Annotated in this window: 26 protein-coding genes; 11 read left to right on the forward strand and 15 right to left on the reverse strand. The window is 64.6% G+C overall.

What is annotated here, in order from left to right:
* Positions 1-116 precede the first annotated feature (116 nt).
* Complete coding sequence (locus EOD29_RS12340; RefSeq protein ID WP_127246843.1) at positions 117-1,703, reverse strand: FAD-dependent monooxygenase; 1,587 nt, start codon at positions 1,701-1,703, stop codon at positions 117-119.
* Positions 1,700-2,836 carry an efflux RND transporter periplasmic adaptor subunit gene (locus tag EOD29_RS12345; RefSeq protein WP_245460715.1) on the reverse strand — a complete coding sequence of 379 codons (1,137 nt, stop codon included), beginning with the start codon at positions 2,834-2,836 and terminating at the stop codon, positions 1,700-1,702. Before EOD29_RS12345 ends, EOD29_RS12340 begins: the two co-directional genes overlap by 4 nt.
* 9 nt (positions 2,837-2,845) lie before the next feature.
* Between EOD29_RS12345 and EOD29_RS12350 the strand changes: the two genes are divergently transcribed.
* Entirely contained in the window at positions 2,846-3,073 is a 228-nt protein-coding gene (locus EOD29_RS12350; RefSeq protein ID WP_127240133.1) for a hypothetical protein, read from the forward strand.
* Here the strand turns inward: EOD29_RS12350 and EOD29_RS12355 are convergent.
* From EOD29_RS12355 to EOD29_RS12380, 6 genes are read right to left on the reverse strand one after another with little or no spacing between them, the layout of a single operon-like run.
* Complete coding sequence (locus tag EOD29_RS12355) at positions 3,055-3,990, reverse strand: phosphatidate cytidylyltransferase (RefSeq protein WP_095784069.1); 936 nt, start codon at positions 3,988-3,990, stop codon at positions 3,055-3,057. The genes EOD29_RS12350 and EOD29_RS12355 overlap by 19 nt on opposite strands.
* Positions 3,990-4,649 (reverse strand): lysophospholipid acyltransferase family protein, encoded by a 660-nt coding sequence (locus tag EOD29_RS12360; protein ID WP_127246844.1) that lies wholly within the window; start codon positions 4,647-4,649, stop codon positions 3,990-3,992. The genes EOD29_RS12355 and EOD29_RS12360 overlap by 1 nt, the downstream gene beginning before the upstream one ends.
* Positions 4,646-5,089 carry a hypothetical protein gene (locus tag EOD29_RS12365; RefSeq protein WP_127246845.1) on the reverse strand — a complete coding sequence of 148 codons (444 nt, stop codon included), beginning with the start codon at positions 5,087-5,089 and terminating at the stop codon, positions 4,646-4,648. The genes EOD29_RS12360 and EOD29_RS12365 overlap by 4 nt, the downstream gene beginning before the upstream one ends.
* A complete protein-coding gene (locus EOD29_RS12370; RefSeq protein ID WP_127246846.1) occupies positions 5,086-6,417 on the reverse strand; it encodes a phosphatase PAP2/dual specificity phosphatase family protein in 1,332 nt (443 codons plus the stop codon). The genes EOD29_RS12365 and EOD29_RS12370 overlap by 4 nt, the downstream gene beginning before the upstream one ends.
* 12 nt (positions 6,418-6,429) lie before the next feature.
* Entirely contained in the window at positions 6,430-8,217 is a 1,788-nt protein-coding gene (locus EOD29_RS12375; protein WP_164763745.1) for a bifunctional alpha/beta hydrolase/class I SAM-dependent methyltransferase, read from the reverse strand.
* Positions 8,218-8,253: 36 nt separating this feature from the next.
* Positions 8,254-8,862: a CDP-alcohol phosphatidyltransferase family protein gene (locus EOD29_RS12380; protein WP_127216863.1), complete on the reverse strand. Its 609-nt coding sequence runs from the start codon at positions 8,860-8,862 to the stop codon at positions 8,254-8,256.
* 272 nt (positions 8,863-9,134) lie between these two features.
* Between EOD29_RS12380 and EOD29_RS12385 the strand changes: the two genes are divergently transcribed.
* The 3 genes from EOD29_RS12385 to EOD29_RS12395 all read left to right on the forward strand — a co-directional run bounded on the left by EOD29_RS12385 (position 9,135) and on the right by EOD29_RS12395 (position 12,626).
* The gene (locus EOD29_RS12385; RefSeq protein WP_127246999.1) at positions 9,135-9,614 is read left to right on the forward strand and encodes a MarR family winged helix-turn-helix transcriptional regulator; all 480 of its coding nucleotides are present in this window, start codon (positions 9,135-9,137) and stop codon (positions 9,612-9,614) included.
* A complete protein-coding gene (locus EOD29_RS12390) occupies positions 9,611-10,795 on the forward strand; it encodes an HlyD family secretion protein (RefSeq protein ID WP_127246848.1) in 1,185 nt (394 codons plus the stop codon). Before EOD29_RS12385 ends, EOD29_RS12390 begins: the two co-directional genes overlap by 4 nt.
* Positions 10,796-11,093: 298 nt before the next feature.
* A complete protein-coding gene (locus EOD29_RS12395) occupies positions 11,094-12,626 on the forward strand; it encodes a DHA2 family efflux MFS transporter permease subunit (RefSeq protein WP_095784061.1) in 1,533 nt (510 codons plus the stop codon).
* Between the two features lie 206 nt (positions 12,627-12,832).
* On the opposite strand, the gene EOD29_RS12400 is transcribed toward EOD29_RS12395, so the two are convergent.
* Positions 12,833-13,339, reverse strand: a complete 507-nt coding sequence (locus tag EOD29_RS12400) for a CAP domain-containing protein (RefSeq protein WP_095824874.1) — start codon at positions 13,337-13,339, stop codon at positions 12,833-12,835.
* A 168-nt stretch (positions 13,340-13,507) separates the two neighbouring features.
* On the opposite strand from EOD29_RS12400, the gene EOD29_RS12405 reads away from it, so the two are divergent.
* A complete protein-coding gene (locus EOD29_RS12405; RefSeq protein WP_127246849.1) occupies positions 13,508-14,332 on the forward strand; it encodes a DUF2189 domain-containing protein in 825 nt (274 codons plus the stop codon).
* A gap of 55 nt (positions 14,333-14,387) precedes the next feature.
* Positions 14,388-15,278, forward strand: coding sequence for a dienelactone hydrolase family protein (locus EOD29_RS12410; protein WP_245475325.1), 891 nt, complete (start codon positions 14,388-14,390; stop codon positions 15,276-15,278).
* A gap of 16 nt (positions 15,279-15,294) precedes the next feature.
* Here EOD29_RS12410 and EOD29_RS12415 read toward each other — a convergent pair whose 3' ends face one another.
* From EOD29_RS12415 to EOD29_RS12430, 4 genes are all read right to left on the reverse strand, one after another.
* The gene (locus tag EOD29_RS12415) at positions 15,295-15,927 is read right to left on the reverse strand and encodes a LysE family translocator (RefSeq protein ID WP_095778371.1); all 633 of its coding nucleotides are present in this window, start codon (positions 15,925-15,927) and stop codon (positions 15,295-15,297) included.
* A 144-nt stretch (positions 15,928-16,071) separates the two neighbouring features.
* Entirely contained in the window at positions 16,072-16,500 is a 429-nt protein-coding gene (locus EOD29_RS12420) for a nuclear transport factor 2 family protein (RefSeq protein WP_067325104.1), read from the reverse strand.
* A 100-nt stretch (positions 16,501-16,600) separates the two neighbouring features.
* On the reverse strand, positions 16,601-18,574 hold the full coding sequence (locus EOD29_RS12425; protein WP_164763761.1) for a pilus assembly protein TadG-related protein: 1,974 nt from the start codon (positions 18,572-18,574) through the stop codon (positions 16,601-16,603).
* A 26-nt stretch (positions 18,575-18,600) separates the two neighbouring features.
* Positions 18,601-19,677, reverse strand: coding sequence for a pilus assembly protein TadG-related protein (locus tag EOD29_RS12430; protein ID WP_245475326.1), 1,077 nt, complete (start codon positions 19,675-19,677; stop codon positions 18,601-18,603).
* Positions 19,678-20,079: 402 nt separating this feature from the next.
* Between EOD29_RS12430 and EOD29_RS12435 the strand changes: the two genes are divergently transcribed.
* Positions 20,080-20,940 carry a TIGR01459 family HAD-type hydrolase gene (locus EOD29_RS12435; protein WP_164763746.1) on the forward strand — a complete coding sequence of 287 codons (861 nt, stop codon included), beginning with the start codon at positions 20,080-20,082 and terminating at the stop codon, positions 20,938-20,940.
* Positions 20,941-20,987: 47 nt separating this feature from the next.
* Positions 20,988-21,971, forward strand: a complete 984-nt coding sequence (locus EOD29_RS12440; protein ID WP_127246851.1) for a bifunctional riboflavin kinase/FAD synthetase — start codon at positions 20,988-20,990, stop codon at positions 21,969-21,971.
* Between the two features lie 186 nt (positions 21,972-22,157).
* Here the strand turns inward: EOD29_RS12440 and EOD29_RS12445 are convergent, their stop codons facing one another.
* Positions 22,158-22,712, reverse strand: coding sequence for an HdeD family acid-resistance protein (locus tag EOD29_RS12445; protein ID WP_127246852.1), 555 nt, complete (start codon positions 22,710-22,712; stop codon positions 22,158-22,160).
* A 143-nt stretch (positions 22,713-22,855) separates the two neighbouring features.
* On the opposite strand from EOD29_RS12445, the gene EOD29_RS12450 reads away from it, so the two are divergent.
* From EOD29_RS12450 to EOD29_RS12460, 3 genes are all read left to right on the forward strand, one after another.
* Complete coding sequence (locus EOD29_RS12450; RefSeq protein WP_245475327.1) at positions 22,856-24,406, forward strand: acid phosphatase; 1,551 nt, start codon at positions 22,856-22,858, stop codon at positions 24,404-24,406.
* A 23-nt stretch (positions 24,407-24,429) separates the two neighbouring features.
* The gene (locus EOD29_RS12455) at positions 24,430-24,642 is read left to right on the forward strand and encodes a hypothetical protein (RefSeq protein ID WP_066996644.1); all 213 of its coding nucleotides are present in this window, start codon (positions 24,430-24,432) and stop codon (positions 24,640-24,642) included.
* Positions 24,643-24,777: 135 nt separating this feature from the next.
* Positions 24,778-25,575: a MipA/OmpV family protein gene (locus EOD29_RS12460; RefSeq protein WP_127246854.1), complete on the forward strand. Its 798-nt coding sequence runs from the start codon at positions 24,778-24,780 to the stop codon at positions 25,573-25,575.
* A gap of 1 nt (position 25,576) precedes the next feature.
* On the opposite strand, the gene EOD29_RS12465 is transcribed toward EOD29_RS12460, so the two are convergent.
* Positions 25,577-25,774, reverse strand: a complete 198-nt coding sequence (locus tag EOD29_RS12465) for a hypothetical protein (RefSeq protein WP_067325119.1) — start codon at positions 25,772-25,774, stop codon at positions 25,577-25,579.
* Positions 25,775-25,797 lie beyond the last annotated feature (23 nt).

A 25,797-nucleotide genomic window follows, 5' to 3' on the forward strand; every position in this document is an offset into this window, starting at 1 on the left:
TGTGGTTCCTTTTCAGGGCGCGCGCAAGCGCGCTCCGCCGGCGCCTGCCGGCTGGCCAAAACAAATGACGGTTTGGGTTCGGTCAGCGCCCGCCGCTTGGCGGGCACTGTCGCAATTCAGGCCAGGCTGTGCATGGTGCCCGGCACACGGTAAGGCGCGCGCTCGGCGGTTCTCGGCCTGATGGCGAGGCCCGCGAGATAGCGCTGGAAGGCGGCTGCCTCCTGGACTGGCGAGGCGAGCGCGACATGGCCGTCCGGCCTCACCAGATAGGCTGCGTCGCGCTGCAGGCCGGCTTTCCCGGCTGCGTCTGTCCAGGCGAAGGCATGCACTGCAATTCCTGTCGGTGCGAGCATCGCCCGGAAATCGCAATTGACCTCGCCATAGACATGGACCTGCCAGTCGAGCGAGCGCAGCGGCTCGAAATTGTCGCCGCCCGCGCCCATGACGTTGCCGGCGACATAGGGCAGGCGATCGCCGCCGCTGATCTTGCCCGTCATGCCCGAGCTGATCGGCCCGGCGCGGTACTCGATCGCCGTCTGCGAGATCACGCCGAAGAATGCGCGCGACCCGAACGAGGTGTGGAGCCCGATGTTCATGACCTTCGGCATCACGTAACGCCGGAACAGGCCGACCAGCCGCGAGCGGTTGGTGATGAAGCGGAACACCTTGTCGGTGCTTTCGATCAGCTTGTGGGCAAAGGCGATGCGCTCCGGCTCGTAGCTGTCGAGCAGGCGCGGATCGGCACGGCCCTGCACAACGGCGCCTAGCTTCCACGCGAGGTTCACAGCATCGCCCATGCCGGTGTTCATGCCCTGGCCGCCGGCCGGGCTATGGATGTGTCCGGCATCGCCGACGAGGAACACGCGGCCGGCGCGGAAGCGCTCGGCGACGCGATGATGGACGCGATAGGTCGAGAACCAGTTGACCTCGTTGACTGTGACGCCGGTCTCGCGCTCGATATCGGCGCGGATCGCCTCGAAGCTGATCGTCTCGTCGGCCTCATGCGCCTTCGGCACGATGCCGATAAGGCGCAGCGAGCCCGACTGCCGGACCGGCATAACGATGGCGAAGCCATAGCTGCTGATGGTTGTGTCCATGCCATTGCGGGTGACGTTGCCCGTGCCCTTCACGTCGGCGACATAGAAGGCCTGTTCGTAGGTACCGCCCGGAAAACCGATGTTCAGCCCATGGCGCACCGTGCTGCGGGCGCCGTCGCAACCTGCGAGATAGGCTGCGCTGACGGTCTCGGTCTTGCCGTTCCGCGAAAGAGTCGCGATGACCGCGTCACCCTTGTCCTGGAAGGCAACGAGCTCCGTTCCGCGCTCGACCTCGACGCCGGCGCGTTCCAGATGCGTGATCAGCACGCGTTCATGGATATCCTGCGGCAGCGCGAAGGCGAAGGAGTACGGGCTGATGCCGCGGCCGAAATCGGAAAGCGGCAGCCGCGCTGCGACGCCGGCCGGCGTATGCAACGTAAGCCGTTCCAGCCGGATGCCCTCGGCAAGGATGTCCTCGACGATGCCGATCTGGCGATGGAACTCCAGCGTGCGCGCCTGGACGGCGAGCGCGCGCGAGGTTTCGCCCGGACCGGTGGCCTTGTCGAAGATGCGGACCGGGACCCCGAGCCTGGTCAGCCAGAGAGCGAGCGTCAGCCCGGTCGGGCCGGCGCCGGCGATCAGGACCTTTGTCTTGGACATGGTCATTTTTCCTCTCCTTCAACGATACGCACTTTTTCGCGTTCCCGCAGCCGGTTCACGCCGGCGGTGACGACCAGATCGCCCTTGGCGAGCCCGCCGCTGACCACGACACGGTCGGTCTCGTAGCGGGCAACCGTGACCGGCTTGAGCTCCACCGCCGACGAGGCGGACACGACCCACACGGCCGGCTTGCCGTCCTTGTCGAACAGCGCGCTGCCCGGCAGCACCATGACCGGCGCGCCGCCCATCTCGGCGCGGCCGGAAACACTTGCGCCGAAGCGCATCTCGTTGGGCGCATTCTCGATCGAGACCTTTACCTGGAAGGTGCGGGTCGCGGCGTCGGCCATAGGCGCGATCTCGCGGATGCTGCCGACCGCGGTGATCGCCGGATTGCTGAGCAGCGAGACAGTCACTTTTGGCGGGTGCTTGGTATCGGGTGCGTTGGCGAAGACCGCTTCGGCGATCGAGAACACGGCGTCGCGGCTCTCCGGATCGGCAACCCGCGCCACCATCTGTCCGACATTGACCGACTGGCCGGCTTCGGCACCGGTGGCGGTGACGATGCCGTCGAATTCCGCATGCAGCTCGGTATAGCCGAGTTGGTCCTTGGCCATCTCGAAGGCGATGTTCGCCGACTTGAGCTTGGCCTGCGCCGAACGCAGATTCTTCAGTGTCGCGTCATAATTGGCTCGGGTGGTAAAACCCTTGCCGAGCAGCGCACCGATCCGGGCCTCCGCAGCTTTTGCTTCGACAAGCACGGCCTGTGCCGCCGCGACATCGGCCTCGGCGCTGGCGAGCCGGTTGCGATAGTCCTGGTCTTCGATGCGGGCCAGCACCTCGCCTTTCTTCACCGTCGAACCGATCTCGGCGACACGTTCGAGCAGCTTGCCCGACACGCGGAAGCCGAGGTCGCTTTCTAGCCTCGGCCGGATCTCGCCGATGGCGATGCGGGTATCGGCGCTGAGCATCGGGACGGCCGCGATGGCCTTGACAAGCTTTGTCTCGGCTGCGGCGGGCTTCACGTTCGAGGCCTCGCTTCTGGCGCCGTGCCAGACCATGGCGCCGCCGCAGGCAAGAACGGCGATCGATCCGGCGACAAGGCGGCGCCGCAGCGGCCTGTTATGAAAAAGTGCAATCATGTTGTCTCCATGACCAAGGTTGCGGCCGCGCTGGGAGGATGCGGCGACCGGGAAATCAGTTGGCTGGAGAGGGAGATCGGGCTTTGCGGCCTGTCTTTTCGCCAGCCCGATCTTCTTGGCGCTTCCGGCTCCGGAAATCCCGAACGGTTTCTGAAAATTTTCCGATGTTTGGGTGAGGCGACCCTGGAATTGCGCAGGGGAGACGCCGATGCCGACGCTCAAACCGTCCAGAAATAGCGCACCAGGTGGAAGAAGATCGGCGCGGCGAAGACCAGGCTGTCGGTGCGGTCGAGCATGCCGCCATGGCCCTCGATCAGATGCCCCCAATCCTTCACGCCCTGGTCGCGCTTGATTGCGGAAGCGACCAGCCCGCCGAGGAATCCCATCGTGCAGGCGACGAAGGCGACGGCCGAGGCCTGCAATGGCGAGAACGGCGTGATGAAGGCGAGCAGCGCGCCGAGCAGGCTCGAGGCGACGAGCCCGCCGATCAGCCCCTCCCAGGTCTTCGACGGCGAGACCTTTGGCGAGAAGCGGTGCTTTCCGAACAGCTTGCCGAAGATGTACTGCAGCACGTCGCTGCCCTGCACGACGATGATCAGGAAGGCGACGAGCAGCAGGTTGCGGCCCTCGAAGCCGGGCACGTTCAGCGTCAGCAGCGCAGGGACGTGGCTTACGCAATAGACCGCGATCATGATCGCCCATTGCTGCGCCGAGACGCGCTCCAGGAAGCGCTCGGTATCGCCGTGCAGCGCCGTGATCGCCGGCATCAGCAGGAAGCAGTAGACCGGGATGAAGATCACGAACAGCCCGTACCAGGCCGTCCACACCAGCCAGTATTGGACCGGAATGACGATGCCGAACATGCCGAGCAGAACCCAATGGTCGCTGCGGCGGCTGTGCGTCAAGGTCACGAACTCGCGCAGCGCCGCGAACGAGATCAGCGCGAACAGGATGGTCATGCCGTAGCGGCCGAAGAAGAAGGCGACTGTCATCAGCGCCACCATCACCCACCAGGCATTGATGCGCTGGGTGAGGTTGGTGAGCGTCGCGCTGAGCGGCTTCGGCGCGCGCGCCGACAGCACGGCGGCGGTGGCGCTGGCCGTGGTCAGCACCACGAAAAGGCCGATGATCAGGATGCTGATTTCGTGGCGCATCATTCGTCTCGATCAGGGCGAGGATTGAGCGCCAGAAGTTCGGCCCGGGCGCGTTCGAGGAAGGCGCGGCGTTCCTTGCCCGGCGCTACCGCCACCGGCGCGCCGAAGACCACGCGGCAAAGCAGCGGCACCGGCAGGAACTGGCCCTTGGGCAACACGCGCGACATGTTCTCGATCCAGCACGGGATCAGCTCCACTTCCGGCCGCGCCATCGACAGATTGTAGAGCCCGGAGCGGAACGGCAGCAGCTCGTCGCTCATGTTGCGCGTGCCTTCCGGGAAGATGATCAGCGAATGACCCCGGTCGAGGACGGAAAGCATGACGGAGATCGGGTTCTCTTCCGGGCTCGTCCATTGCCGGCTGATCAGCACGGAGGACAGCATGTCTTCGGCGATGAAGCGGCGCAGCCGCGACTTTCGCCAATATTCGGCGGCGGCGACCGCATGTGTGGTGGCGCGTTCTCTTTCGCTGAGGCAGGCCGACAAAAGGATGAAATCGCCATGGCTGGTGTGGTTGGCGAAATAGATGCGCTGCCGGTCCGATGGCTGGCACCCGCTCCAGATCGGACGCACGCCGGTCACCGCCCGGGCCAGCGCCGACAGGCCGACCGAAGTCGCCGTCTGCAGCAGCGTGAAGGTCCGGAGCGACAGCTTGTTCATCCCGGCATCCAGAATCCGGCTGTCAGGAACGCGATGACGAAGATCGCGAAGGCGATGCGCTGCCGGGCAAGCAGGCGGCGCGTTCCGGCGATGCGGTCCTCGAGCGGGCGCGGAGACGAGGAGACAGGCTTGAGCCGCATGCGCGCCAGCACGTCGTCGACCGCGGCGCATCCCGAACGCTCATTGTCATGGCTCACCATCAGCCGGAACAACAGCGCGTCGAAGGCGAGAAGCGCCGAAAACCCAAGCACCACGACGGCGCTTACCGCGGCGACCAGCAGCGCCAGCACCGCGATCGGCGCCTGGAGCGCGCCGCGCGCCGAAGCCACCAAAGGCGCGAAGCCGTCGCAGACGAGCACGATCGCGGCCGGCCATGCGGCGTGCTTGATCAGCATCGCGGCAAAGGCGGCTGTCCGCTGCTGATAGGCTTCGTCCGTCATGCCGGCTCGTCCAGTCCGATGCGAAGATGCACCGGTCGTCCGGACGCGGCGAGCTGCTTGCGCGCGTGGGATGGCGTGTGCGAGCGGCCGGTCGCGACGAGCCATCCGGCGATGACGGTGGCGCTGCGCTGGAAGCCGAGCGCGCAGCAGACCAGCACCGTGCCATGCCGGCGCGCCGGCTCGATCGCGGCCACCGCTTGGTCGAGCGTATCCGCCGGCGGCGGCAGCAGATCGAGCATGCCGAAGCTTTGCCAGCGGCCCGGCGCGTCGCGCGGCCGCTCAAGCTCGGCGGCGAGATCGATCACCGTGCCGAAGCCGTCTGCCTCGGCGGCGTTCGGGAACCGCCCAAGGAAGACGCCGTCGCTGACCGGCACGACCGGCGGCAGCTTGCGCGTCCAGGCCCAGACATTGACCTTGGCGCCCAGGCGATAAGGCCAAAGCAGGATGCGGCTCGCCAGCGACACACGGCCATCCGCCGCCTTCTGGAACACTTTCGCGCCGGCCCCGGCATAGGCGAAGGCGACGATGGCCAGCGCCAGCGAAGGCCATAGGAACAACAAGGCGAGGGCGGAGAAGAAGGCGCCGACCACAGCGCCCGTTAGCGCCAGAGCGGCGCCCAGCGCGTAGTATAGCGCAAGCCGCCATGCCTTGCCGTCGGCAGTCAGGCGGAAACCGGCGAACGGCAGCTGGCCCTGTGCCGGAAAGAGCCACAGGGCAAAGAAGCCGAGCAGCGCGCCGGTCGGGATGTCGATGAAATGATGCTGCCAGGTGGTCAGCACCGAGGCGCCGATCAGAAAGCACCAGCCGTGCCAGAGCCCCAGCAAAGGACCGGCGAGGCGCTGGCGCCCATGATCCCAGATGATCACCAACAGCGCGATATGCAGCGACGGCGCCTGGTTGAACGGCTTGTCGAAGCCGCCGAGCACCGCAAACAGGAAACCCGGCAGGCCGCTCGATTCCGGCCGCACGAAGGTGGCGGTCAACGGAAACAGGATGAAGCAGGCGACGGCGACGATCTGCGCGGTGAGGTAGCGGCCGGCAAGCCGGTCGACGCCCTGGCGGCTGTCGTTGAGCAGGAGCGACAGTCCGTAGAACAGGTTGATCGACCAGTAGGGCACGATGGTCCAGGCGACGAACGGAACATGGTGTTCCCAGGAGAACACGATGCTGCCGACATGGTCGCGAGTCGAGGCGAGCCAATTGGCGAAGCCGTAGGTCGAATAGAAGACCGGCGCGAGGAAGGCGAGCCACAGCGCTGCGCGAAGGACGACATGCCCATAGGGCTCGGCGCTGAGTGAAAGTGGCGGGGGCTCGGCACTGGAAGGCATGCGGCGGTGGTCCTAAAGCCGCCTTGCCAGCGAGACGGTGAAGATGCCCCATTGGTCGATGCGCTGGTCGAGCTTCTCGAAGCCTGCCGCCTCGACCAGCTGATCCATCTCGCCTTGCGTGCGCCGCCGCATCACCCAGGCCTGGCCGCCGCGATGCGAGGTCAGGCTGCGCGCGATCATTTCGAGCTGCGGGTGCCAGGGCTGGTTGGTGTAAACGAGCAGGCTGCCCGGCTGCATGGCGCGGGCAAGGCCGCCGAGCGAGCGCGCAATCAGCGCATTGTCGGAGAAGAGCTCGTAAAGGCCGGAGACGATGGCGAGGTCCGGCGCCGGATCGAGCGCGGCGAGCCCATCGCCGTCGAAGGCGTCGGCGCGCTGGAACGACACGCTGGCCGGCAATTGCCGCTCGGCGATCAGCTTGCGGCCGAGCTCGACATTGAGGTCGGAATAGTCGCGCAGCCGAACGCTGGTCGGTTGCTCCCGGCTCATGTCGATCGCATCGAGGACGTAGCGGCCGTGACCAGACGCAATGTCCAGGATGTTGGTCGGCCGCCCAGCGGCCTTCAGCATTGCCAGCGCCGAGCCGATCAGCTCTTCGATGTGAAGCTTGCGCTGGCGGATGCCGCGCCAACCGATGGCGTCGAGGAAGGTCCGGTCGACCATGCGGCCGATCGGCCCCAGGCCGCGCGGCTCGTTCTCATAGACATAGTCGAGCGTCGAACCGGAATCGAAGCCGGTGGTAACGCCGACCTTCATGCCTTGCGAGAACCAGCTGCCGATGCGGATGAAGGCGCGGCTCATAGCCCAGTAGAGGCCCCTGGGCGAAAGCAGATCGAGCGGCGAGGCGAGGCGGTCGGCCTCGTCGCGCGTGTAGCCGGCGATGTTCGCCTGCTTCAGGTCGACAGCTTCCGCGGGTGCCGCGAACTGCGCTTCAAGGAACGGCCGGATCAGGTCGAGCGCCTTGGCGCGGTCGCGCTCGCCCAGCGTATCGTGGAAGAAGCCCGGCAGCACGTGGCGCTCCTTCGCCCGGCTGCCGAGATTGACGAAGAACTCGTGCTGCGGCGCGTGCCGCACCACCCAGTCGCTGCCCGACAGAAGAAGCTGCGTCGGCACGGTGATAGCGCGCGCATCGGCAACGATGCGCGCCGCGTGCTGATAGAGCTCGACCAGGATGTTCGAGGCGATCGGCCTTGTGATCAGCTTGTCGTTTTCGAAGGAAGCAATGCGCACAGGGTCATGAGTGAGAAGGGTCGCCTTGACGTAGGAATTGACGAAGAAGCGCCCCTTGATCTTCTGCCACAGCGCGATGCCTTCCTTGGCGAAAGGGACATAGAGTTTCACCGAGAAGGCGGGCGAGGCGAGCACCATGGCGCGCAGCTTGGGCGCATAGTCGTGCACCCACGCGGCCGCCAGCACCGCGCCGAAGGACTGCGCGATCAACGCGATGTCCTGCGCGGCAAAGCCGTCCCTGGCGGCGATCTCGCGAATGAAACAGTCGATATCGCGCACCAGCGCGGCGAAAGACGGAGCATAGCCGCGCTCACCGGCGGAGCGGCCGTTGCCGCGCGCATCCCAGGCATAGAAGGCGTAGTCGGGCAGGCTGAGTTCGTCGACGAGATGCGCCATGCGGCCGCCATGCTCGTGTCCGCGATGGAAGAGCACGACCGCGCCCTTGGCCGTGGCCTGCATCGCCGGCCAGTAGCGGTAAAAGATCTGCGTGCCGTCATGGCTGCGGAAGGTGCGTTCCTGCGCCTGCCGCGCAAGGCTTTGCGCCGGCGCGCTGGCGACCTGTTCGTGAAGCATGGTGGTTCCCCCGGGCGGCATGGCGAGTCTCGGTGCTCAGCCGGTGCTGCCAATAAGACCGGCGCGTATCCGGTTTATGGCGGTCAGCAGCGAAAGCGTAGCCATGGCCGGAAACACAAACGGCGCGATTGCCTCCGGCCAGAGCCCGGCCGCGGCGAGCACGGCGACCACGCCGAGCGCCAGCGCCCTGTCGCTCTTTCCGAACGGCCCGGCATAGTTTCGCCCGATCCCGGCGGCGATGCCGAGCACGCCGGCGAACTCGGTGAGCGCCGCGGCGATGGCAAAGGCGACGACGCCCCAGGCGCCGAATTGGGGGAGGGCGGCAAACGGCAGGATCAGCGCAAGGTCGGAGACGACATCGCAGATCTCGTTGAGGTACATGCCGAGCGTCGAGGCCTGGCCATGTTCCCGCGCCAGCATGCCGTCAATCGCGTTGAGCGCCATGCGCAGGAAAAGCACAAGGGGGATGAGGAAGAGCAGCGGGCTCCAATCGGGGAGGATCGCGATCGCCGATCCAGCCGCGATGGACAGCAGCGCAGCCGCGACCGTTATGCCGTTGGCCGTCACACCCATCGCCGCCAGCCTGTTGACCAGCGGCCGCAGCCTGTCCTGGAAAGCCGGCTTCAGCGCATAGAGCGTCGGCATTGCGATGATCCCCCGATCCTCGCCGCCAGATGTATCACAAACATGCCGAACGGCACCAGCACAGCTGCTAAAACACTGTGAATCCTAGACAGTTGGCACCATGCCATGCACCCATTGCCTGAAGACGACGCCGGAGCCGGCGCTCTGTGGCGCTCTCATGCCCGCCTTGGCGAGCTTCGACCATGCAGCCCTGGCATGGCCGCATGCGGTTGCCGGCTTCTGGAACAACGCAGCCACTTGAATAGTAAGCACGCTTATTATATATGCCGCTCATGGTTTCAGATGGCATCGACAGATTGGGATTTTTGATCCACGACGTGCAGCGCCTCATGCGCAAGCGCTTTGAGGCGCGCGCCAGCGGGTTGGGCCTTTCCTCGGCGCAATGGCGGCTTCTCGTCCGCGTCGCCAAGGAGGCCGGTGTCGCGCAGGCGCGGCTCGCCGAGCTGCTCGAGATCGAGCCGATCAGCGTTTCTCGCCTCTGCGACCGGATGGAGGAGGGCGGCTGGATCGAGCGTCGCGCCGACGCGGCCGACCGGCGTGTGCGCATGATCTTCCCGACCGAAAAGGCCAACGCAGCCTACACCGATGTCAAAAGCCTCGCCGGCGAAGTCTATGAGGAATCGCTCATCGGCGTATCGCCGGAGGACCGTCGCATCCTGATCCGGGTGCTCGACACCATCGTGCAGAATTTGACCGACGGCGAGACGTCGTCCCTCGAAAAAATCAAGAATACGGAAGGGCGGGCAGCATGAACGCGGCAGCCAAGAAAGCAGACGACAACGTCACCAAGCTCGAGATCGAGGCGCCGGCGAAGCCGGAGGCTGCGCCAGTCTCCGCGGCAGCGGAGCCGCAGCCCGCACCGGCAGCACCGAGGAAGAAGCGCCGCACCGGCCGCTTCCTTTTGATGGTCGCCCTGCCGCTGGCGCTGCTCGCCGGCGGCGCCTATGTCTGGGTCACCGGCGGTCGCTACCAGGAGACCGAGAACGCCAACCTGCAGCAGGCCCGGATTTCGATTGCCTCGGATACGGCCGGCCGCATCGTCCAGGTCGGCATTGCCGACAACCAGACGGTCAAGGCGGGCGACCTTCTCTTCGTCATCGACCCCGAGCCTTACAAGATCGCGCTGGCCCAGGCCGACGCGGCTGTTGCCGCCGCGCGGCTCAATGTCGAGCAGCTGCGCGCCGCCTACAGCCAGGCGATGGCGCAGCAGAAGTCGGCCAAGAGCGAGGTCGACTATGCGCAGTCGCAATATGACCGCGCCGCCGATCTCGCTGAGAAGGGCATCAATGCCAAGTCGTCGCTGGACGAGGCCCGCAACGACCTCGACAAGGCCAAGCAGCAGCTCGCGGTCGCCGAGCAGGGCATCATCAGCGCCAAGGCGGCGCTTGGCGGCAACCCCGACATCGAGACCGACAAGCATCCAAGCGTGATGTCGGCGCTCGCCGCGCGCGACAAGGCCGCCTACAACCTCTCGCAGACCACGGTGAAGGCGCCGTCCGACGGCATCGTCTACCAGGCCTCGTCCTTCAAGGTCGGCCAGTATGTCTCCGTCGGCACGCCGCTGTTCGCGCTGGTCGAGACCGACGACACCTGGATCGACGCCAACTTCAAGGAGACGCAGCTCACCAATATGAAGCCGGGCCAGAAGGCCGAGATCGTGGTCGACACCTATCCGGGCCGGACCTTCGAGGCGACCGTCAAGGCGATCGGCGCCGGCACCGGCGCCGAGTTCTCGCTGCTGCCCGCCCAGAACGCCACCGGCAACTGGGTCAAGGTCACCCAGCGCATCCCCGTGCGCCTGGAACTGACCGACCCCGACGCCAAGATGGCGCTGCGCACCGGCATGAGCGCGACGGTCACCGTCGATACCGGCGTCGCGCGCGGCCTGCCGTCGATCTTCGGTCACGCCACGGCCGGCGAGCACGCGCAGTAACGCAAAGTGAAGCCCGCGGGCATGAGCGGGCGCAAGGGAATGGACTGAGGGGAGGGGTGGGAAAGCCGAGCGTTTGAGGCGAGCCGCGTCGCGGGTCGATCCAAGGCAGAGGCTTTCGACACGGATCCGTCGGTCCTCAGGTTTCCGGGCGGCAGGCATCCGCTCCAACAGAGACTTTCGGTCGATGTAACCCCCACATCGATCCTCGCGTTCCACCGCGACGAGGGTCTCAAAGGAAGGCGCCGCCGCCGGGCAACCCAATGTACCCGTTTTTGTTACCTGCTGGAAGTTCCACACCATGAGCACGCCCGAACCCTTCAAGGAAGTACCGCACCGCGGCCTGATCACGGTCGCGCTGATGCTGGCGACCGTCATGCAGGCGCTCGACACCACGATTGCCAATGTCGCGCTGCCGACCATGACCGGCGACCTCGGTGCCTCGCCGGACAACATCAACTGGGTGCTGACCTCCTATATCGTCGCCGCCGCCATCATGACGCCGGTCACCGGCTGGCTCGCCGACCGCCTCGGCCGCAAGGAGCTGTTCCTGGCCTCCGTCGTCGGCTTCACCATCTTCTCCATGCTTTGCGGCATGGCGTGGAGCCTCGAGACGATGGTGCTCTTCCGCCTGCTGCAGGGTGTGTTCGGAGCGGCGATCGTGCCGCTGTCGCAGACCTTCCTGCTCGATATCAATCCCCGCGAACGCCACGGCCAGGCCATGGCCATCTGGGGCGCCGGCATCATGCTGGGGCCGATCCTCGGCCCGACGCTCGGCGGCTGGCTGACCGAGAATTTCAACTGGCGCTGGGTGTTCTTTATCAACCTGCCGGTCGGCATCCTCGCCTTCATCGGCATGGCCGCCTACCTGCCTGTCGTCGCCAAGCGCGTGCGCAGCTTCGATTTCTTCGGCTTCGCCATGATCTCGCTCGGCGTCGGCGCGCTGCAGCTGATGCTCGACCGCGGCGGCGAGGTCGACTGGTTCTCCTCGACAGAGATCTGGATCGAGCTTGCGCTGTCGATCACCGGCTTCTGGGTGTTCATCATCCACACGGTGACGTCCGAACGTCCCTTCATCGATCCGAAAATCTTCCTCGACCGCAATTTCGTGACCGGGCTCGGCTTCATCTTCGTCATGGGCGTGCTGATCCTGGCTTCGATGTCGCTGCTCCCGCCGATGCTTGCCAACATCTTCGGCTACCCGACCGTCACCATCGGTGTCGTGCTCGGCCCGCGCGGTATCGGCACGATGATTTCGATGCTGTTCGTCGGCCGCATCATGCACAGGATCGACGCGCGTATTCTGGTCGCGATCGGATTCCTGCTCACCGCGCAGTCGCTCTACACCATGGCAAGCTTCACGCCGCAGATGGACAACTGGCTGATCATCTCTTCGGGCGTCATCCAGGGCCTCGGTATGGGCATGGTGTTCGTGCCGCTCTCGGCGGTGGCCTTCGCCACGCTCGACGCGCGCTACCGCACCGACGCCACCTCACTGTTCAGCCTTGTGCGCAATCTCGGCTCGTCGATCGGCGTCTCGGTGGTTGCGGCGCTGATGGTGCAGAACACGCAGGTCAACCACAGCGAGCTCGGGGCGTTCATCAACCCCTACAACCCCAACCTATGGGCAGCCTCGCCCGCGGCGGCGAGCGGTGATCCCATGGCCCTTTCGCAGGTCGACAGGCTGGTCAACGTCCAGGCGATGATGATCTCCTACATCAACGACTTCAAACTCCTGATGGTGATGACGCTGCTGGCCGTCCCGTTCGTCATCCTGCTGCGCAAGCCGAAGGCCGCGCCCGCCGGCGGCGCGCCGGCCGCTCATATGGATTGATTTTCATCGCGCCGCCTCTGCGATGCATAATCTCCCCCCTTGAGGGGGAGATGTCGCCGAAAGGCGACAGAGGGGGTCGCCGCGCATGGAACGCCAACCTTCATCTGCACATGCAAGCCGAGCCCGGTCGAACCGACCCTCTCTGCCTGCTGGCCATCTCCCCCTCAAGGGGAGAGATTACTCGTCGCTCCTGTCCCCTCTCTCCGCTACCTCCCCAGCACCAGTGCCCAGTAGCGCAGGCTGGGATCGCGGCCGTCGCGCACGTAAGCCAACCCGAAGCGGCTGAAGTCCGGGTCGAGCATGTTGCGCCGGTGGCCGTCCGAATGCATCCAGATGTCGAACAGCTTTTGCAGGTCGAAACGTCCCTCGGCGATGTTTTCGCCCGCGGCGCCGCGCACGCCATTGCCCTTCATGCGTGAGGCGAAATCCTTGCCCCAGCCCGTGGTGTGGCTCATACGGGCGCGCGACGCCATGTAGCCGGCCTGCTGCAGCGCCGCCTGTTCGAGCTGCGTGTCCGGGATGAGCGCCGGCAGTCCGGCCGATGTGCGGATTGTGCTCAACGTTCCAGTGGCGGAAGACGACACGCCGGCGCCTTCGCCGGTCGGCAGCGGGACGCTTGTGCAGGCGGCAATGCCGGCAAGCGCCGCAAGGCCGACGGTCTTGAGCAATGTGCGTCTGTCGAGATTGGGGGAATCGGTGGTCAGGCTGGTCATCCGGCCTCTGATACCGGCGATCGTGGCTTTTGCCGGGCAGCCGATGAAAATCGCGTTATGCGGCGACATCCTCCGGGAGATCGGTTATCATCCTGGCGTTCTAGAAGTGGCAGCCACGGGCGGGCCACCCAGGCGGTGACCGCCCCCCGAGCGATACGGAGGACGGTTATGGCTGGTTTTCATGTCATGGCGGACGCGCAAGGGCTGCATGTGCAGCCCACGGTGCGCCACATCACCACGTCGGATCTATGGGACGCGCTAAGGCTCGGCGCCGAGGATTTCTGGGCCAAGCCCTCCCACTACGTGTTCCTGTGCCTGATCTATCCGGTCGTCGGCCTGATCCTGACGCGGTGGACCTCCGGCTCGAGTGCAATCCAGCTCGTCTATCCGCTGATGTCGGGCTTTGCCTTGATCGGTCCCTTCGCGGCCATCGGCCTCTACGAGATCAGCCGCCGGCGCGAGCTCGGCATGAGCAGCCGCTGGCACCATGCGCTCGACGTGCGCCGTTCGCCGGCGCTGCCCTCGATCGCGGCGATCGGCGTCCTGCTTTTCGCGCTGTTCCTTCTGTGGCTGTTCACCGCGCAGTCGATCTACACCAGCCTGTTCGGCGCCGAGCCGCAGGCCTCCGTCGGAACTTTCCTGCGCGACGTGCTGACGACCGGCAAGGGCTGGACGCTGATCCTGCTCGGCAACGCTGCCGGCCTCGTCTTCGCGATCGTGGTGCTCGCCACGACCGTGATTGCCTTCCCGCTGCTGCTCGACCGCGACGTCGGCGCCGTCTCGGCGATCGAGACCTCGGCGCGCGCCGTAATAGTCAACCCGCTGCAGATGGCGCTCTGGGGCCTGACGGTTGCGGTGCTGCTGGTGATCGGCTCGATCCCGCTGTTTGCCGGCCTTGCCGTCGTCATGCCGGTCCTCGGCCACGCGACTTGGCATCTCTATCGCAAGGTGGTGGAGCCGCAGGATATCCGGCCCATCCGCCGGCCGATGTAGGCCGCGCCGGCTCGAACAAAGCAGACGGCCCGAAACGGTTTACCGAGCCTGGTTCATGAAGATGTTCTTGAGGTCACTCAAGGGGGCGGCATTCGTGGCCGGGCTTTGGGCTGTCGGCTGCATTGATACTACGCGTGCCAACGCTGACGAGTTGGCGCACTTTGAAAGCGCGGCCGTGAAGCCGACGCCGTTTCAGCAGCGCATTGCGCAACAAAACGGGCGAGCGCTCCAGGCCATTCCTGGCACGCCATTGAATGGGTATCTGACGCGACCGCCGGGTGAGGGGCCGTTCCCGGCGGTCGTCGTTCTCCATGGATGTTCGGGCCTATTCCCAACTGTAGAGAAAACCTGGTCGCAGCGATTGTCTTCCTGGGGTTACGTCGTACTCGTTGTCGACAGCTTCAGCACGCGCGGTATTCGCGAGACGTGTGATCACGGCCTGCTCGCCGATGGCAGCCTGTTTGCTGATCGCGTTTATGACGCCTACGGCGCCTTGGAGTTCCTGTCGAAATTGAGTTTCGTCGACCCGCAGCGCACAGCGTTGATGGGGTTCTCCGCCGGTGGGATCGCAACGCTCGCGGCCGTGCAACTTGGCGGCGCCGAGCGGCTGATGGATCGCAAGTTCAAGGCGGCTGTCGCTTACTATCCGAATTGTTCGGCTACGAATGGCGACGTGGCGGTCCCGACATTGATCCTGATCGGCGAGCTCGACGATTGGACCCCCGCCAAAAATTGCCGGGAAATGATGGCGCAGCGCAGCGGCAAGGGCAGCGCCGTGCAGCTTGATGTCTTCAAGGGCGCTCGCCACGCCTTTGCCTCCCCGTCATTCAAGACGGGCACCGAGCAGTATGGCCACCGGGTGGAGTACAACGCAGCTGCGGCCGAAAAATCGGCAAGCGACGTCCACACGTTTTTGAAGCAGGCCTTCAGCGGACAACAGCCATAGCCCTGATCATCCGATCTCAGCGCTGCGCTTCGGTCGCCATCTTCAAAGCCAGCGCCGTCAGCACGGTGCCCATCATCCAGCGCTGGACGACCAGCCAGAACGGCCGTCCGGCGAGGAAGGTGGCGATCGAGCCAGCCGTCACCGCGATGATGGCGTTGACGGTCAGGCTGATCGAGATCTGCGTCACGCCGAGCACCAGAAGCTGCGACAGCACATGGCCCTTGGCCGGGTTGATGAACTGCGGCAAGAGCGACAGATAGAGCACCGCCACCTTCGGATTGAGCAGGTTGGTCATCAGCCCCATGACGAACAGCTTGCGCGGCCTGTCCTTCGGCAGCTCGCGCACCTGGAATGGCGAGCGGCCGCCGGGCCTTAGCGCCTGCCAGGCGAGCCACAGCAAATAAAGCGCGCCGGCAAAGCGCAGCGCGTCATAGGCATAAGGCACGGCGAAGATGAGCGCGGTGATGCCAAAGGCCGCGGACACCACATAGAACAGGAAGCCCAGCGCCACGCCGCCCAGCGAGATCAGCCCGGCCCTCGGCCCTTGCGACAGCGAGCGCGAGATCAGATAGATCATGTTCGGGCCGGGTGTGAGCACCATGCCGAGGCAGATCAGCGCGAAGGTCAGATGGTTGGCGGCGTCGGGCATGGCTCGATCTCCAGCACCTGCGGCAGGGAAGGTCCGATGCCGGCGGGGACGGACATGTGCCTTGTGCCGCGCACGAGCGCAAGGGACTTGCCGGCGCCGTTCGTTGCGCCAGGTCGAGCAGCGCCGCAGGCTTTGGTAGCCTCTCTACTCACCGACGATCGAGGCTGCCGGACGAGGCGAGGTTATAGGATCGGCATGACGAAGGACGATCTTCCACGCGCCTTTCTCCCGCCGAAATATAGTGGTAGTTCGAAGTGAGATCGGAACAAGCTTGTCGCTGCCGCCGACCTTGGATCGGACCCGCTCGATCTCGATGATGTAACCCAAGTCGGTCGTTGCGTACTCGGAAATACGGTCAAAGCCGATAATCTCTCCGTCTCGGTAGTTGGTAGCGGCACGGTCCATCGTTTCGGCAGCCTTCTTCCATCCTTTTGCCGGCGGGCCGAATGGATTGGCGATGACGACGTCATCCCGTTGTGAGAAGAGACTTTTCAATGGTTCGGGATTGCCCTTGACGAAGGCATCCAAGGCTAAATGATCCTGCTCGATGAGTTTCGCGAGGTCTGACAGCATCTCAGCATCCTCCGATGAAGGGGAAAGAGAATACTATCTGAAATCAAGCCCCTGATCCTGCCTTTTCGCTTCTTGGCGCGCCGGCGTCAGTTTATGTCCCTTACCCCACCACGCGCAAATTCGATAGCTCGTTCGCAATCTCCTTGAAATTGTCGGACAGCGTCGCGCCGGTTGTATTCCAGAAAAGCTTGGCGGGCTTGCTGGGGTCGGCGGGATCCTTGCGGAAGCGGGAGTCGGATGAGCAGGTCTTCAGGGCGTCCATCGCCTGCTTGTCGCCGGCGTCGGTCGCGGACATGTCGAGCGCAACCGTCATCACCATGATGTTGGCCGCCTTGGCGTGGTCGCAGAGCTTGGCCATCTGCTCGTTGAGCGCGTTGGTGTAGTTGCCCGAGGAATAGTTGAACTGGCCGATGTCGCTGGAGGTGCCGCCGAACAGGCGGGTGACCGAGGTGCCTTTGTAGCCGACGCCGGTATAGCCGTAGGCCGCATAGGTCGATTTGTTGCCGGCCGGATCGGAGTTCACCGTCGAATAGGTGTTCTCGCCGTCGGTGAGCACGATGACGACCTTGTCGTTGCCGCGTTCGGTCTCCGGCCGCCCTTCGGTGAACGGCGCCCCGCTGGAAACGGTGCGCCAGCCCCAGGCCATGCCTTCCGGCACGTTGGTGTTGCCGTTGGGCTGCATCAGGTCGACAGCCGCCTTGATGGCCGCCAGCCCGTCCGCAGTGGTGACGTCGGTGAGCGGCGTGACCGGCGTCGTGGTGCAGCTATAGTTGGGACCGGCGCCCGTTGCCAGCACCGGCGCATTGATCGGCCGCGGCATGAAATATTTGGCCATGTTGGATTGGCGCGTCTTGCCGGTGGTGCTCGACGGATCGTCGTTCCACCAGCTGTTGGCGGCGCCGTAGGTCGCGGGGTTCGGCTCGTCGGGATCCTGCGTCACCTTCCAGTGGTTGCCGGGTTCGTCGGGCGCGAACATCGGCACGAACATGGTCGCCGGGTCGCCGACCCCGATGCCGGTGTTGTTCGGCCCGCCGGACGCAGGCGTATCGTCGACATTGTAAGGGTAGGGACGCACTTCGACGCAGCCCTGCCAGCTCGCGAACGGGCCGTAGGTGTCGTTGTAGTCGTATTCGTTGTGGCTGCGCTTGCAGGTGTTGTTGGACCGGTATTCGTCGCAGACGACGCGCTTGCTGCCGACGATGCGCTCGTGGCTGGTGACCACCTTCATGTCGCGATAGAGCGAAAAGCGGGTCAGTGCCTGGCCTTCCTCGGTCCCCCAGCCGGTGCCGTTCTTGTACCAGATGCCGTTGATCTTCTGGGCGTGCTTGTCGGCGGCGTTGAGCGTCGACCAGTCGAAATTCTCGTTGGCGACCGGCGACAGCCCGTAGACATCCATCCAGGAGGCGTTGTCGTTATCGGGCCCGACATTGAGCGAAGCCGCGAAGGGCACCAGGCTGAACTGGACCGGCTTGTCGATCTGCTTGATCTGCGCCGCCTGCTGCGCAAGTGTGTCGACCAACTGCTTGGCGGCCTGTTTGAGCAGGTCGATGCGCTTCTGCCCCGTGCCGGATCCTTTCGTCGACATCGAGCCCGAATTGTCGAGCACCATCGCCACTTCCAGTGTGTTCTTCAAGCGCACCTGTGACTTCATCTCGATCTCAACGGGCTTTTTCGCGTCGACTTCGTCGACGCCGACGAGCATTGCCGAAGCCGGATAGAAATAGGGATGGTAGGTAAGAGTGGCGCTCATTGTCAGCAAGCCGCCGCCGGCCTGGCTGGTGGGTAGGGTGATGTTGAGCGCTACGTCCGCGGGGTCGATGGTGTTGAGGTTGGCGTTGAAGAAGTCGACGGCATAGGCCTTGATCTGGTCGTCGGTGGCGCCTTCCGCCAACCGCCTTGCGGCGGCAAAATTCGCCGCATCGAGCGCGTTGAGCACCATCTGTTTCTGACGGTTGAGTTCGGTGAAGTCGACCGCGATTGCGAGGGCGCCCATCAGCGGCACCATGGCGATCGCCGTCATCAGGGCATAGTTGCCGCGCCGGTCGCGGCAAAAGCGAAGCCAGAATTCGCGCATCTTCGGCAAGCGGCCCTGCATGTGCTTCACTGCGTCATCACCGTCTCGGATGGCCGTTTGTTGAAGGCGCATTTGCCGGTCACGGTGTAGAAGAAGTCGGCATTGGAGACCGGCGCCGGCACCGCGTTGCCACCGTCCTCCCATGCCTGGTAGCTGGTCTCGCCGCAAGGCACGACGCTGAAGATGTCGACCTTCTGCCCGGTCGCGATCTCGGGCATATCGGTCTGGCTGGTGCCGATATAGAGCCGGTTCGAGGTGGTGGCATCATTCGACTGCAGCGTCTGCGGATTGCCCGAGGGCACCTTCATCTGCAGATAAAGCTGGTTCATCTGGCTGACGTCGATGGCGGCGCCAGGGCCATTGGCCGGGTAGGTGGTGGTCGTGCAGGTGGTGTTGAAGTAGATCGTCTTGTTGGTTCTGGTGTCCTTGGTGCTGCCGGGGATCGATCCCGCCACCGGATTGGTGAACGCGGTGGTCGAGCCTGTCGTCGTGCACGCCTGCTGCTGGACCTTCGTCTCTGTGCTTCCATTCACCGTGTAGACGGTAGTGGTTCCATAGCCCTTCGGCTCGCCCACCGTGTAGGTGTTTTTGCCGGATGTGTAGCTGAATTTGTAGTTGCTGTAAGTGTAGTCGATCCTCATCAGGCTCTGTGCGTTCGTCTGGCCGAACTGGGTGCCGTAGAGATACATGGTCTTGTTCCAGTAGCCCGACACTTTCGACACCTTGAAATCGGCCTGCACCAGCGCTGGCGTCTTGCGCACCGAGGAGCCGACGCCGATCTGCACGGAATCGATCTTCGCTATTCCCATGAAAGTGGTCGGCATCGGATAGCTTGCTGTGGCGCTGAAGGCCGCCGTGCCGTCGGCGGCGACATCGACCCTCTTCAACGTCACTGTTCCCAGCCCGCTATTGGCCGCATAGGCATCCTGCAACGCCGCCTGGCGGGCTGCCTTCGTGGTCGTGGTGTCCATGGTGGTGATCGATAGGGTCGCGGCGTCTAGCGCGCTTTGCATGTTGCTCCTAGTCGTCACCGCCGAGGTGTAGTCGACGGAGAAGCCGATTGCGAGCAGCAGCGACATCATTACCATGACAACGATAGGCATGAGTGAGCCGTCGCCGGAGCGAAGGAATTGCCTGATCGTTCCAGCGGCTCTGCGGGCCGGCGGGGCGTAGTTGCCCCGCTTGTCGCCTATAAATCTGCCGATCATTGCGCTCAGCCCCGCAAAAGACCCATACCGGTATACGACCATGGTCCTAGTTCGGTGCTACCATGGTCATAGATCCTTAAATTTCAGCTTGCCCGAAACGTTCAAGCACGCACCGCCATTTTGACGGCGTGTTAACCCTGCGCTTCCGAATGGGCGTGGTCGCGGCTCGTCCCGGCGGCGATGGCGAAAGCTGGTGACAGGATGGAGCGCTTCGGTTATGCGGGACCGGCCATGGCGGCCTCCGAACCAAAAGGATGGCTGTCGCGGCTTTGCCTAGACCAGTCTCAGGATAACGGCATGGCGGACTCGCCAAACATCATCGCTTCGCTCACCGATCTGACAGAAAACTACGCGGCCATCCTGTGCGACGTATGGGGCGTGGTGCACAATGGCGAATGGCACTTCCCCGTCGCCGCGGAGGCGCTTGCCCGGGCGCGCGCGGCAAAAGTGCCGGTGGTGCTGATCACCAATTCGCCGCGGCGCAGCGCCGACGTCGTTGCGCAGATGCATGCGATCGGCGTTCCGGCAGATGCCTATGACCGCGTCGTCACCTCGGGCGACGTCACGCGCGACTTGATCGCCGAGGGTCCGAGGAAGATCTTCCACATCGGGCCCGAGCGCGACTTCACCCTCTATGACGGCTTGGACGTCGAACTCGTGGAGGAATTCGAAGCCTCCGGCGTCGTCTGCACCGGGTTCTACGACGACGAGGTGGAGAAGCCCGCCGAATACGCGGAACTGCTGCAGCGGCTGCGTGCCCGCAACCTGCCCTTCATCTGCGCCAACCCCGACATCCTGGTCGAGCGCGGCGAGCGCACCATCTGGTGTGCCGGCGCGCTGGCGCGCGACTACGCGCAGCTCGGCGGCCGCACGCTGATTGCCGGCAAGCCCTTCGCACCGATCTACAACCTCGCCATGAAGGAGGTCGCCGGGCTGCTCGGCCACGCGGCCGAGCGCAAACAGGTTCTCGCCATCGGCGATGGCATGATGACCGACGTCAAGGGTGCCGCCGACAACGGGTTCGACGTGCTCTATGTCTCGGGCGGGATTCATGCGCGCGACTATGGCGACCCGCTGCGGCCGGATCCCGAAAGGCTGGCGGGATTCCTCACGACGCACGGTTATCGCCCGGTCGCCGTCATCCCGCGGCTGCAATAGGCGGGAAGCCGGACCATGACGGGCGCCCCGACATCACGCAGGTCGACATGACGCACGATTTCCAACGCATTTCGGCGGTCACGCCGTTGCCCGGGCATCTGCGCGGCGGCGTCGTGGCGATCGGCAATTTCGACGGCGTCCACCGCGGCCATCTGTCGGTGCTGGAACGGGCGCTGGCCGAAGCCGGCCGCCGCCGCGTGCCGGCCCTGGTGCTCACCTTCGAGCCGCACCCGCGCAAGGTGTTCAGGCCGGACGTGCCGCTCTTCGTGCTGACGCCGCCGCCGATGAAGGCGCGGCTCCTGGCCAGGCTCGGCTTTGCCGCCCTCGTCGAGCAGCCGTTCACGCACGACTTCGCCGCGCTCTCGGCCGAGGCATTCGTGACCGATGTGCTGGAAATCAGGCTGGGCGTCAGCCATGCCGTCACCGGTTTCGACTTCCACTTCGGCAAGGACCGCCAGGGCGGCCCGGCTTTCCTGATGGCGGCCGGCGAACGCCACGGCTTCGGCGTCACGCTGGTCGACGCCTTCCGCGACGAAGGTGCCGAGGTCGTCTCGTCCAGCCGTATCCGCGCCCTGCTTTGCGAAGGCAAGGTCGGGGAAGCAGCCGGCCTGCTCGGCTATCGCTTCACCGTCGAGAGCGAGGTGATCGCCGGCCAGCAGCTCGGCCGCACGCTTGGCTTTCCGACCGCCAATATGAAGCTTTCGCCGGAAGCCACTCTGAAGGAAGGCATTTACGCCGTCCGCTTGCGCCGCGCCGATGGCACGCTCCATGACGGCGTCGCCAGCTTCGGCCGCCGGCCGACCGTCGACGATAATGGCGTGCCGCTGCTCGAAACCTATGTCTTCGATTTCTCCGGCGATCTCTATGGCGAGATCTGCCAGGTGTCGTTCTTCGGCTATCTGCGCCCCGAGCTCAAATTCGATGGGCTCGATGCGCTGGTCGCGCAGATGAAGCGCGACGAGGCCGAGGCGAGGGCGCTGCTCGCAGGTGTGCGTCCGCTATCGGAGCTGGACGCCGCCATCTGTTTCTGAGGTCTGGAAGGCGCGGTGGCGAAGAGAAGCGTCAAAGCGCTTGCGTCCGGCTAGCAGATTGCAAACCTTGGCGATTGGCGAAACGCCCTCTCATGTCGTCATCCCAGGGTCTTCGCGACGGAGCTTCTGCTTCGCCTGGGATGACGATGTTGGGCAGGCTTCGGCCGATCGCGAAGGTCGAGTAACCTACCGCTTGAGCGCCAGCCCGGTGGCAATGAAGCTCCAGCCTTGGAAGATCAGGTCGACGGCCAGGAACATGCCGAGCACCCACAGGCTGTTGACCGGCCAGCCCATGGCGATGATCAGGCCAAGCAGGATGGTGATGATCGCGGCTGCCAGCAGCCATCCCCAGCCTTGCTGCGGCCGGTGGTTCCAGGCGACCCAGGCCCTCAGCAGCCCGGAAGCAATGAGCGCGACGGCGAGCAGAAACGTCAGCACTGCCGAGGCGAGAAGCGGGTTGTAGAAGGCGAAAAAGCCGGCGACGGCATAGAGCAGGCCGCTGAGCAACCAGTAGAAGAAGCGCCCCCAGGTCTTGACGCCGAAAGCATGGATGATCTCGATGACGCCCCCCATCAGCATCAGCCAGCCGACGACATAGACCGAAGCGACGGTGGCGATGAAGAGATTGCCGAAGGCGATGCCGCCGAAAATCAGCAGCAGCACGCCGAGCGCCACCAACCATCCCCATTTGTCGCGCGTGCGTCCGATCGCGTCTTCCAGGGTATTGCCTTGCAAGCTCATGGCTTCGTCTCCCTGCAGAGTTCGCCGCGCATCCTGCGGTTGAAGGAAGGTAATCCCGATGTGATCACCCGTCCAGCGCGGTGGCTATTGCCAAGATGCACCGAAGCTGGTGTCATTTGACTTTGCGCAATGGAGGTACGGCGATGAAGCGATCCTATGGGCTCGCCCTGTTTTCCTCGGCTCTCGCCCTGTCCACTGTCGCTTCGCCTCCCGCCTTCGCGGCGCAGCCTGGCGATCCGCCGGACGGCATCGCCAAGATAGAGACGGTGGTCGTCATCTTCGCCGAGAACCGCGCCTTCGATAATCTCTATGGCCATTTTCCGGGTGCCGAGGGCATCGACAAGGCGAGCAAGGAAAGCTTGCAGCAGCGCGACCGTGACGGCTCGGTCCTGTCAGAGCTGCCGCCGGTCTGGGACGGGCTGACCGCCAAGGGCGTCACGCCGCCGGTGACGCAGGCAATGACCGAGCATCTTCCGAACGAACCGTTCACGGTGAACGACCCGAAAGGGTTCAACGTGCCGCTCAGCGTCGTGACGCATGATCTGTGGCATCGCTTTTACCAGAACCAGATGCAGATCAACGGAGGCAAGAACGACATGTTCGTCGCCTGGGCCGATTCAGGCGCCATGCCGATGAGCAACTGGGACGCCTCCAAGACCGATATGTGGGCCATTGCGCAAAAATACGTGCTCGCCGACCATTTCTTCATGGGCGGCTTCGGCGGCTCCTTCTTCAATCACCAGTGGCTGATCTGCGCCTGCGCGCCGTACTACGCGAATGCCGACAAGAGCCCGGCCAAGCCGTCGATCGCGGTGACGGACGCCAGCGGCACAGCGCTGAAGATCGCCGACAATTCGCCGAAATCGGCGCGCGACGGGATCCCGAAATTCGTCTCCGACGGCAATCTGACGCCGGATTTCTACGCGGTGAACACCATGCAGCCGCCATATCAGCCGAGCGGCAACGATCCGGCGCCCGGCGGCGACCGGCTGCTCGCGGATCCAAGCAAGCCCACCACGCTGCCGCCGCAGACGGAACCGACCATCGGCGACATGCTCAGCCTCAAGCACATAAACTGGGCGTGGTATTCCGGAGCCTGGCAGTACACGCTCGACCACGGCAACAAAACACCGATCCCGAACTTCCAATATCATCATCAGCCATTCAACTATTACGCCAATTACGCTCCGGGCACCGAGGCCAGGCGCGAACATCTGCGCGACGCCGGGTTGGCTGGCGCGAGTTTTATCCAGGCCATCGACGACGGCGCCCTGCCGCAGGTCTCTTTCTATAAGCCGCAGGGCAATCTCAACGAGCACTCCGGCTATGCCGACATCCAGGCCGGCGACCGCCATATCGCTGACGTCGTGGCTCATCTGGAAAAGAGCCCGCAATGGCCGCACATGCTGGTCGTCGTCACCTATGATGAGAACGGCGGCATCTGGGATCACGTCGCACCGCCCAAGGGCGACCGCTGGGGACCGGGCACGCGCATTCCCGCGATCATCATTTCGCCCTTCGCCAAGCGCGGCTATATCGATCATACCCCTTATGACACGACGTCGATCCTGCGCTTCATCACCGAGCGTTTCGAATTGCCGGTCCTGCACGGCATCGTGGTGCGCGACAAGGCCGTAGCCGCGCATGGCGAGCCGCCGCTCGGCGATCTTACCGGCGGGCTTGACCTGAATTGAGGGCGCGTTTTCGGAGGACCAACATGGACGCCGACCGGATCGTCGCGCTGGTCACGGCTGCCGGCATCGAGCTCACCGACCGCCGCCGCAACGCCAAAGGTGATGGTTGGTCGCTTAGCTTCTCCAGCGGCGCCACCGTTGAGGTGGGTGACGACGGATCGGCACGCGTCGCGGGGAAGGGCTCGAAGGCCGTGGCCAAGCTGCTGGACATGTCGCACGCGCCGCGCGGCAGCTAAGCCGGGCGGCCGATCTCCATGCTGGCGGTCCGCGCCGTCTCTGTTACGGATCTTAAGTCAAAATTTACCGCACTGACGCCATGCCTTCTGCGCTGCCCGGTGTTCCTGCCGGCCTGTTTCGCGTAAGGGTTGACAATGCGTATTGTCGGGACGATTCCGCTGGTTCTCGCCTCTGGCCTGATGGCCGTCACCTCTGCCCAGGCCGGCGAGGGGAGCTGGATTTCCGGCGACTGGTACCTGACGCTCGGCGCCACCGGTCTCGTTGCCCCGAATTTCGAGGGCGGCAAGAAATATATGCTGAGCGCCCAGCCCATCATCTCGCTCGGCAAGGCAGGGCCGGAGGCGCGTTTCACCTCGCGCAACGACAACATCTCGCTGGCGCTGATCGACGACGGCAGCGTGCGCGCCGGCTTGACCGGCAAGTTCCTGTTCTCGCGTTCCAGCAAGGACGAATTGCAAGGCCTCGACCCGGTGCGCTGGGGCGGCGAGGTCGGCGGCTTCTTCGAATTCTATCCGCTGGATTGGGTACGGGCTCGGGCGGAGCTCAGACACGGCATCCGCGCCCATAACGGCTTCGTCGCCGACATCGCGGCGGACGCCTTCTACGACGTCACCCCGATCGTCCGCATTTCCGGCGGCCCCCGTGTCTCCTTCGCCTCGGCCGGTTATTTCGACGCCTATTACGGCGTCAACGCCACGGAAGCTGCGGCCTCGGGCCTCAGCGAATACCATCCGGGCGGCGGGCTGAAGTCGACCGGGCTCGGCGGCGCGATCACCTGGAAAGTGACCGAGCCGATGACGGCCAGCGTCTTCACCGAATATTCCCGCCTGATGGGGCCGGCGGCCGATTCCAGTCTGGTCAAGGAGCGCGGCGACCGCGATCAGTGGACCGTTGGCGTGTCGACCACCTACCGTTTCAATTTCTCGATGTAAGTCAAAATACAGGCGCTTTGGCTTGAAATCCGCGCTTTATTCCTGCCGCGGCATCCGCTAAAAGCCACGCCATGACGAGCTTTTCGCGCCTTTTTGCGATCGCGATACGAATTACGGGCCCGGTGTTCCGGGTGGCCTGAGCGCCGCCGGAGCCGCCGGGACTTTTGCGCGCGGCCCCCTCGCGCTTTTTCCAGATCATGATAGTTCAACGCCCGAGCTATT

Source organism: Mesorhizobium sp. M1A.T.Ca.IN.004.03.1.1, assembly GCF_003997555.1.
GTDB lineage: Bacteria > Pseudomonadota > Alphaproteobacteria > Rhizobiales > Rhizobiaceae > Mesorhizobium.

What these genes read in the sequence shown, in the direction of transcription:
- EOD29_RS12465 (WP_067325119.1), bottom strand. Translation starts at nt 25,774, where the DNA reads ATGATCTGGAAAAAGCGCGAGGGGGCCGCGCGCAAAAGTCCCGGCGGC.
- EOD29_RS12380 (WP_127216863.1), bottom strand. Translation starts at nt 8,862, where the DNA reads ATGCCGACGCTCTATGCGCTGAAGCCGGCTTTCCAGGACAGGCTGCGG.
- EOD29_RS12445 (WP_127246852.1), bottom strand. Translation starts at nt 22,712, where the DNA reads ATGAGCTTGCAAGGCAATACCCTGGAAGACGCGATCGGACGCACGCGC.
- EOD29_RS12345 (WP_245460715.1), bottom strand. Translation starts at nt 2,836, where the DNA reads ATGATTGCACTTTTTCATAACAGGCCGCTGCGGCGCCGCCTTGTCGCC.
- EOD29_RS12425 (WP_164763761.1), bottom strand. Translation starts at nt 18,574, where the DNA reads ATGCGCGAATTCTGGCTTCGCTTTTGCCGCGACCGGCGCGGCAACTAT.
- EOD29_RS12455 (WP_066996644.1), top strand. Translation starts at nt 24,430, where the DNA reads ATGGACGCCGACCGGATCGTCGCGCTGGTCACGGCTGCCGGCATCGAG.
- EOD29_RS12375 (WP_164763745.1), bottom strand. Translation starts at nt 8,217, where the DNA reads ATGCTTCACGAACAGGTCGCCAGCGCGCCGGCGCAAAGCCTTGCGCGG.
- EOD29_RS12435 (WP_164763746.1), top strand. Translation starts at nt 20,080, where the DNA reads ATGGCGGACTCGCCAAACATCATCGCTTCGCTCACCGATCTGACAGAA.
- EOD29_RS12460 (WP_127246854.1), top strand. Translation starts at nt 24,778, where the DNA reads ATGCGTATTGTCGGGACGATTCCGCTGGTTCTCGCCTCTGGCCTGATG.
- EOD29_RS12400 (WP_095824874.1), bottom strand. Translation starts at nt 13,339, where the DNA reads ATGACCAGCCTGACCACCGATTCCCCCAATCTCGACAGACGCACATTG.
- EOD29_RS12390 (WP_127246848.1), top strand. Translation starts at nt 9,611, where the DNA reads ATGAACGCGGCAGCCAAGAAAGCAGACGACAACGTCACCAAGCTCGAG.
- EOD29_RS12415 (WP_095778371.1), bottom strand. Translation starts at nt 15,927, where the DNA reads ATGCCCGACGCCGCCAACCATCTGACCTTCGCGCTGATCTGCCTCGGC.
- EOD29_RS12395 (WP_095784061.1), top strand. Translation starts at nt 11,094, where the DNA reads ATGAGCACGCCCGAACCCTTCAAGGAAGTACCGCACCGCGGCCTGATC.
- EOD29_RS12440 (WP_127246851.1), top strand. Translation starts at nt 20,988, where the DNA reads ATGACGCACGATTTCCAACGCATTTCGGCGGTCACGCCGTTGCCCGGG.
- EOD29_RS12430 (WP_245475326.1), bottom strand. Translation starts at nt 19,677, where the DNA reads ATGCCTATCGTTGTCATGGTAATGATGTCGCTGCTGCTCGCAATCGGC.
- EOD29_RS12420 (WP_067325104.1), bottom strand. Translation starts at nt 16,500, where the DNA reads ATGCTGTCAGACCTCGCGAAACTCATCGAGCAGGATCATTTAGCCTTG.
- EOD29_RS12350 (WP_127240133.1), top strand. Translation starts at nt 2,846, where the DNA reads ATGACCAAGGTTGCGGCCGCGCTGGGAGGATGCGGCGACCGGGAAATC.
- EOD29_RS12410 (WP_245475325.1), top strand. Translation starts at nt 14,388, where the DNA reads ATGAAGATGTTCTTGAGGTCACTCAAGGGGGCGGCATTCGTGGCCGGG.
- EOD29_RS12405 (WP_127246849.1), top strand. Translation starts at nt 13,508, where the DNA reads ATGGCTGGTTTTCATGTCATGGCGGACGCGCAAGGGCTGCATGTGCAG.
- EOD29_RS12385 (WP_127246999.1), top strand. Translation starts at nt 9,135, where the DNA reads ATGGTTTCAGATGGCATCGACAGATTGGGATTTTTGATCCACGACGTG.
- EOD29_RS12355 (WP_095784069.1), bottom strand. Translation starts at nt 3,990, where the DNA reads ATGCGCCACGAAATCAGCATCCTGATCATCGGCCTTTTCGTGGTGCTG.
- EOD29_RS12370 (WP_127246846.1), bottom strand. Translation starts at nt 6,417, where the DNA reads ATGCCTTCCAGTGCCGAGCCCCCGCCACTTTCACTCAGCGCCGAGCCC.
- EOD29_RS12340 (WP_127246843.1), bottom strand. Translation starts at nt 1,703, where the DNA reads ATGACCATGTCCAAGACAAAGGTCCTGATCGCCGGCGCCGGCCCGACC.
- EOD29_RS12365 (WP_127246845.1), bottom strand. Translation starts at nt 5,089, where the DNA reads ATGACGGACGAAGCCTATCAGCAGCGGACAGCCGCCTTTGCCGCGATG.
- EOD29_RS12450 (WP_245475327.1), top strand. Translation starts at nt 22,856, where the DNA reads ATGAAGCGATCCTATGGGCTCGCCCTGTTTTCCTCGGCTCTCGCCCTG.
- EOD29_RS12360 (WP_127246844.1), bottom strand. Translation starts at nt 4,649, where the DNA reads ATGAACAAGCTGTCGCTCCGGACCTTCACGCTGCTGCAGACGGCGACT.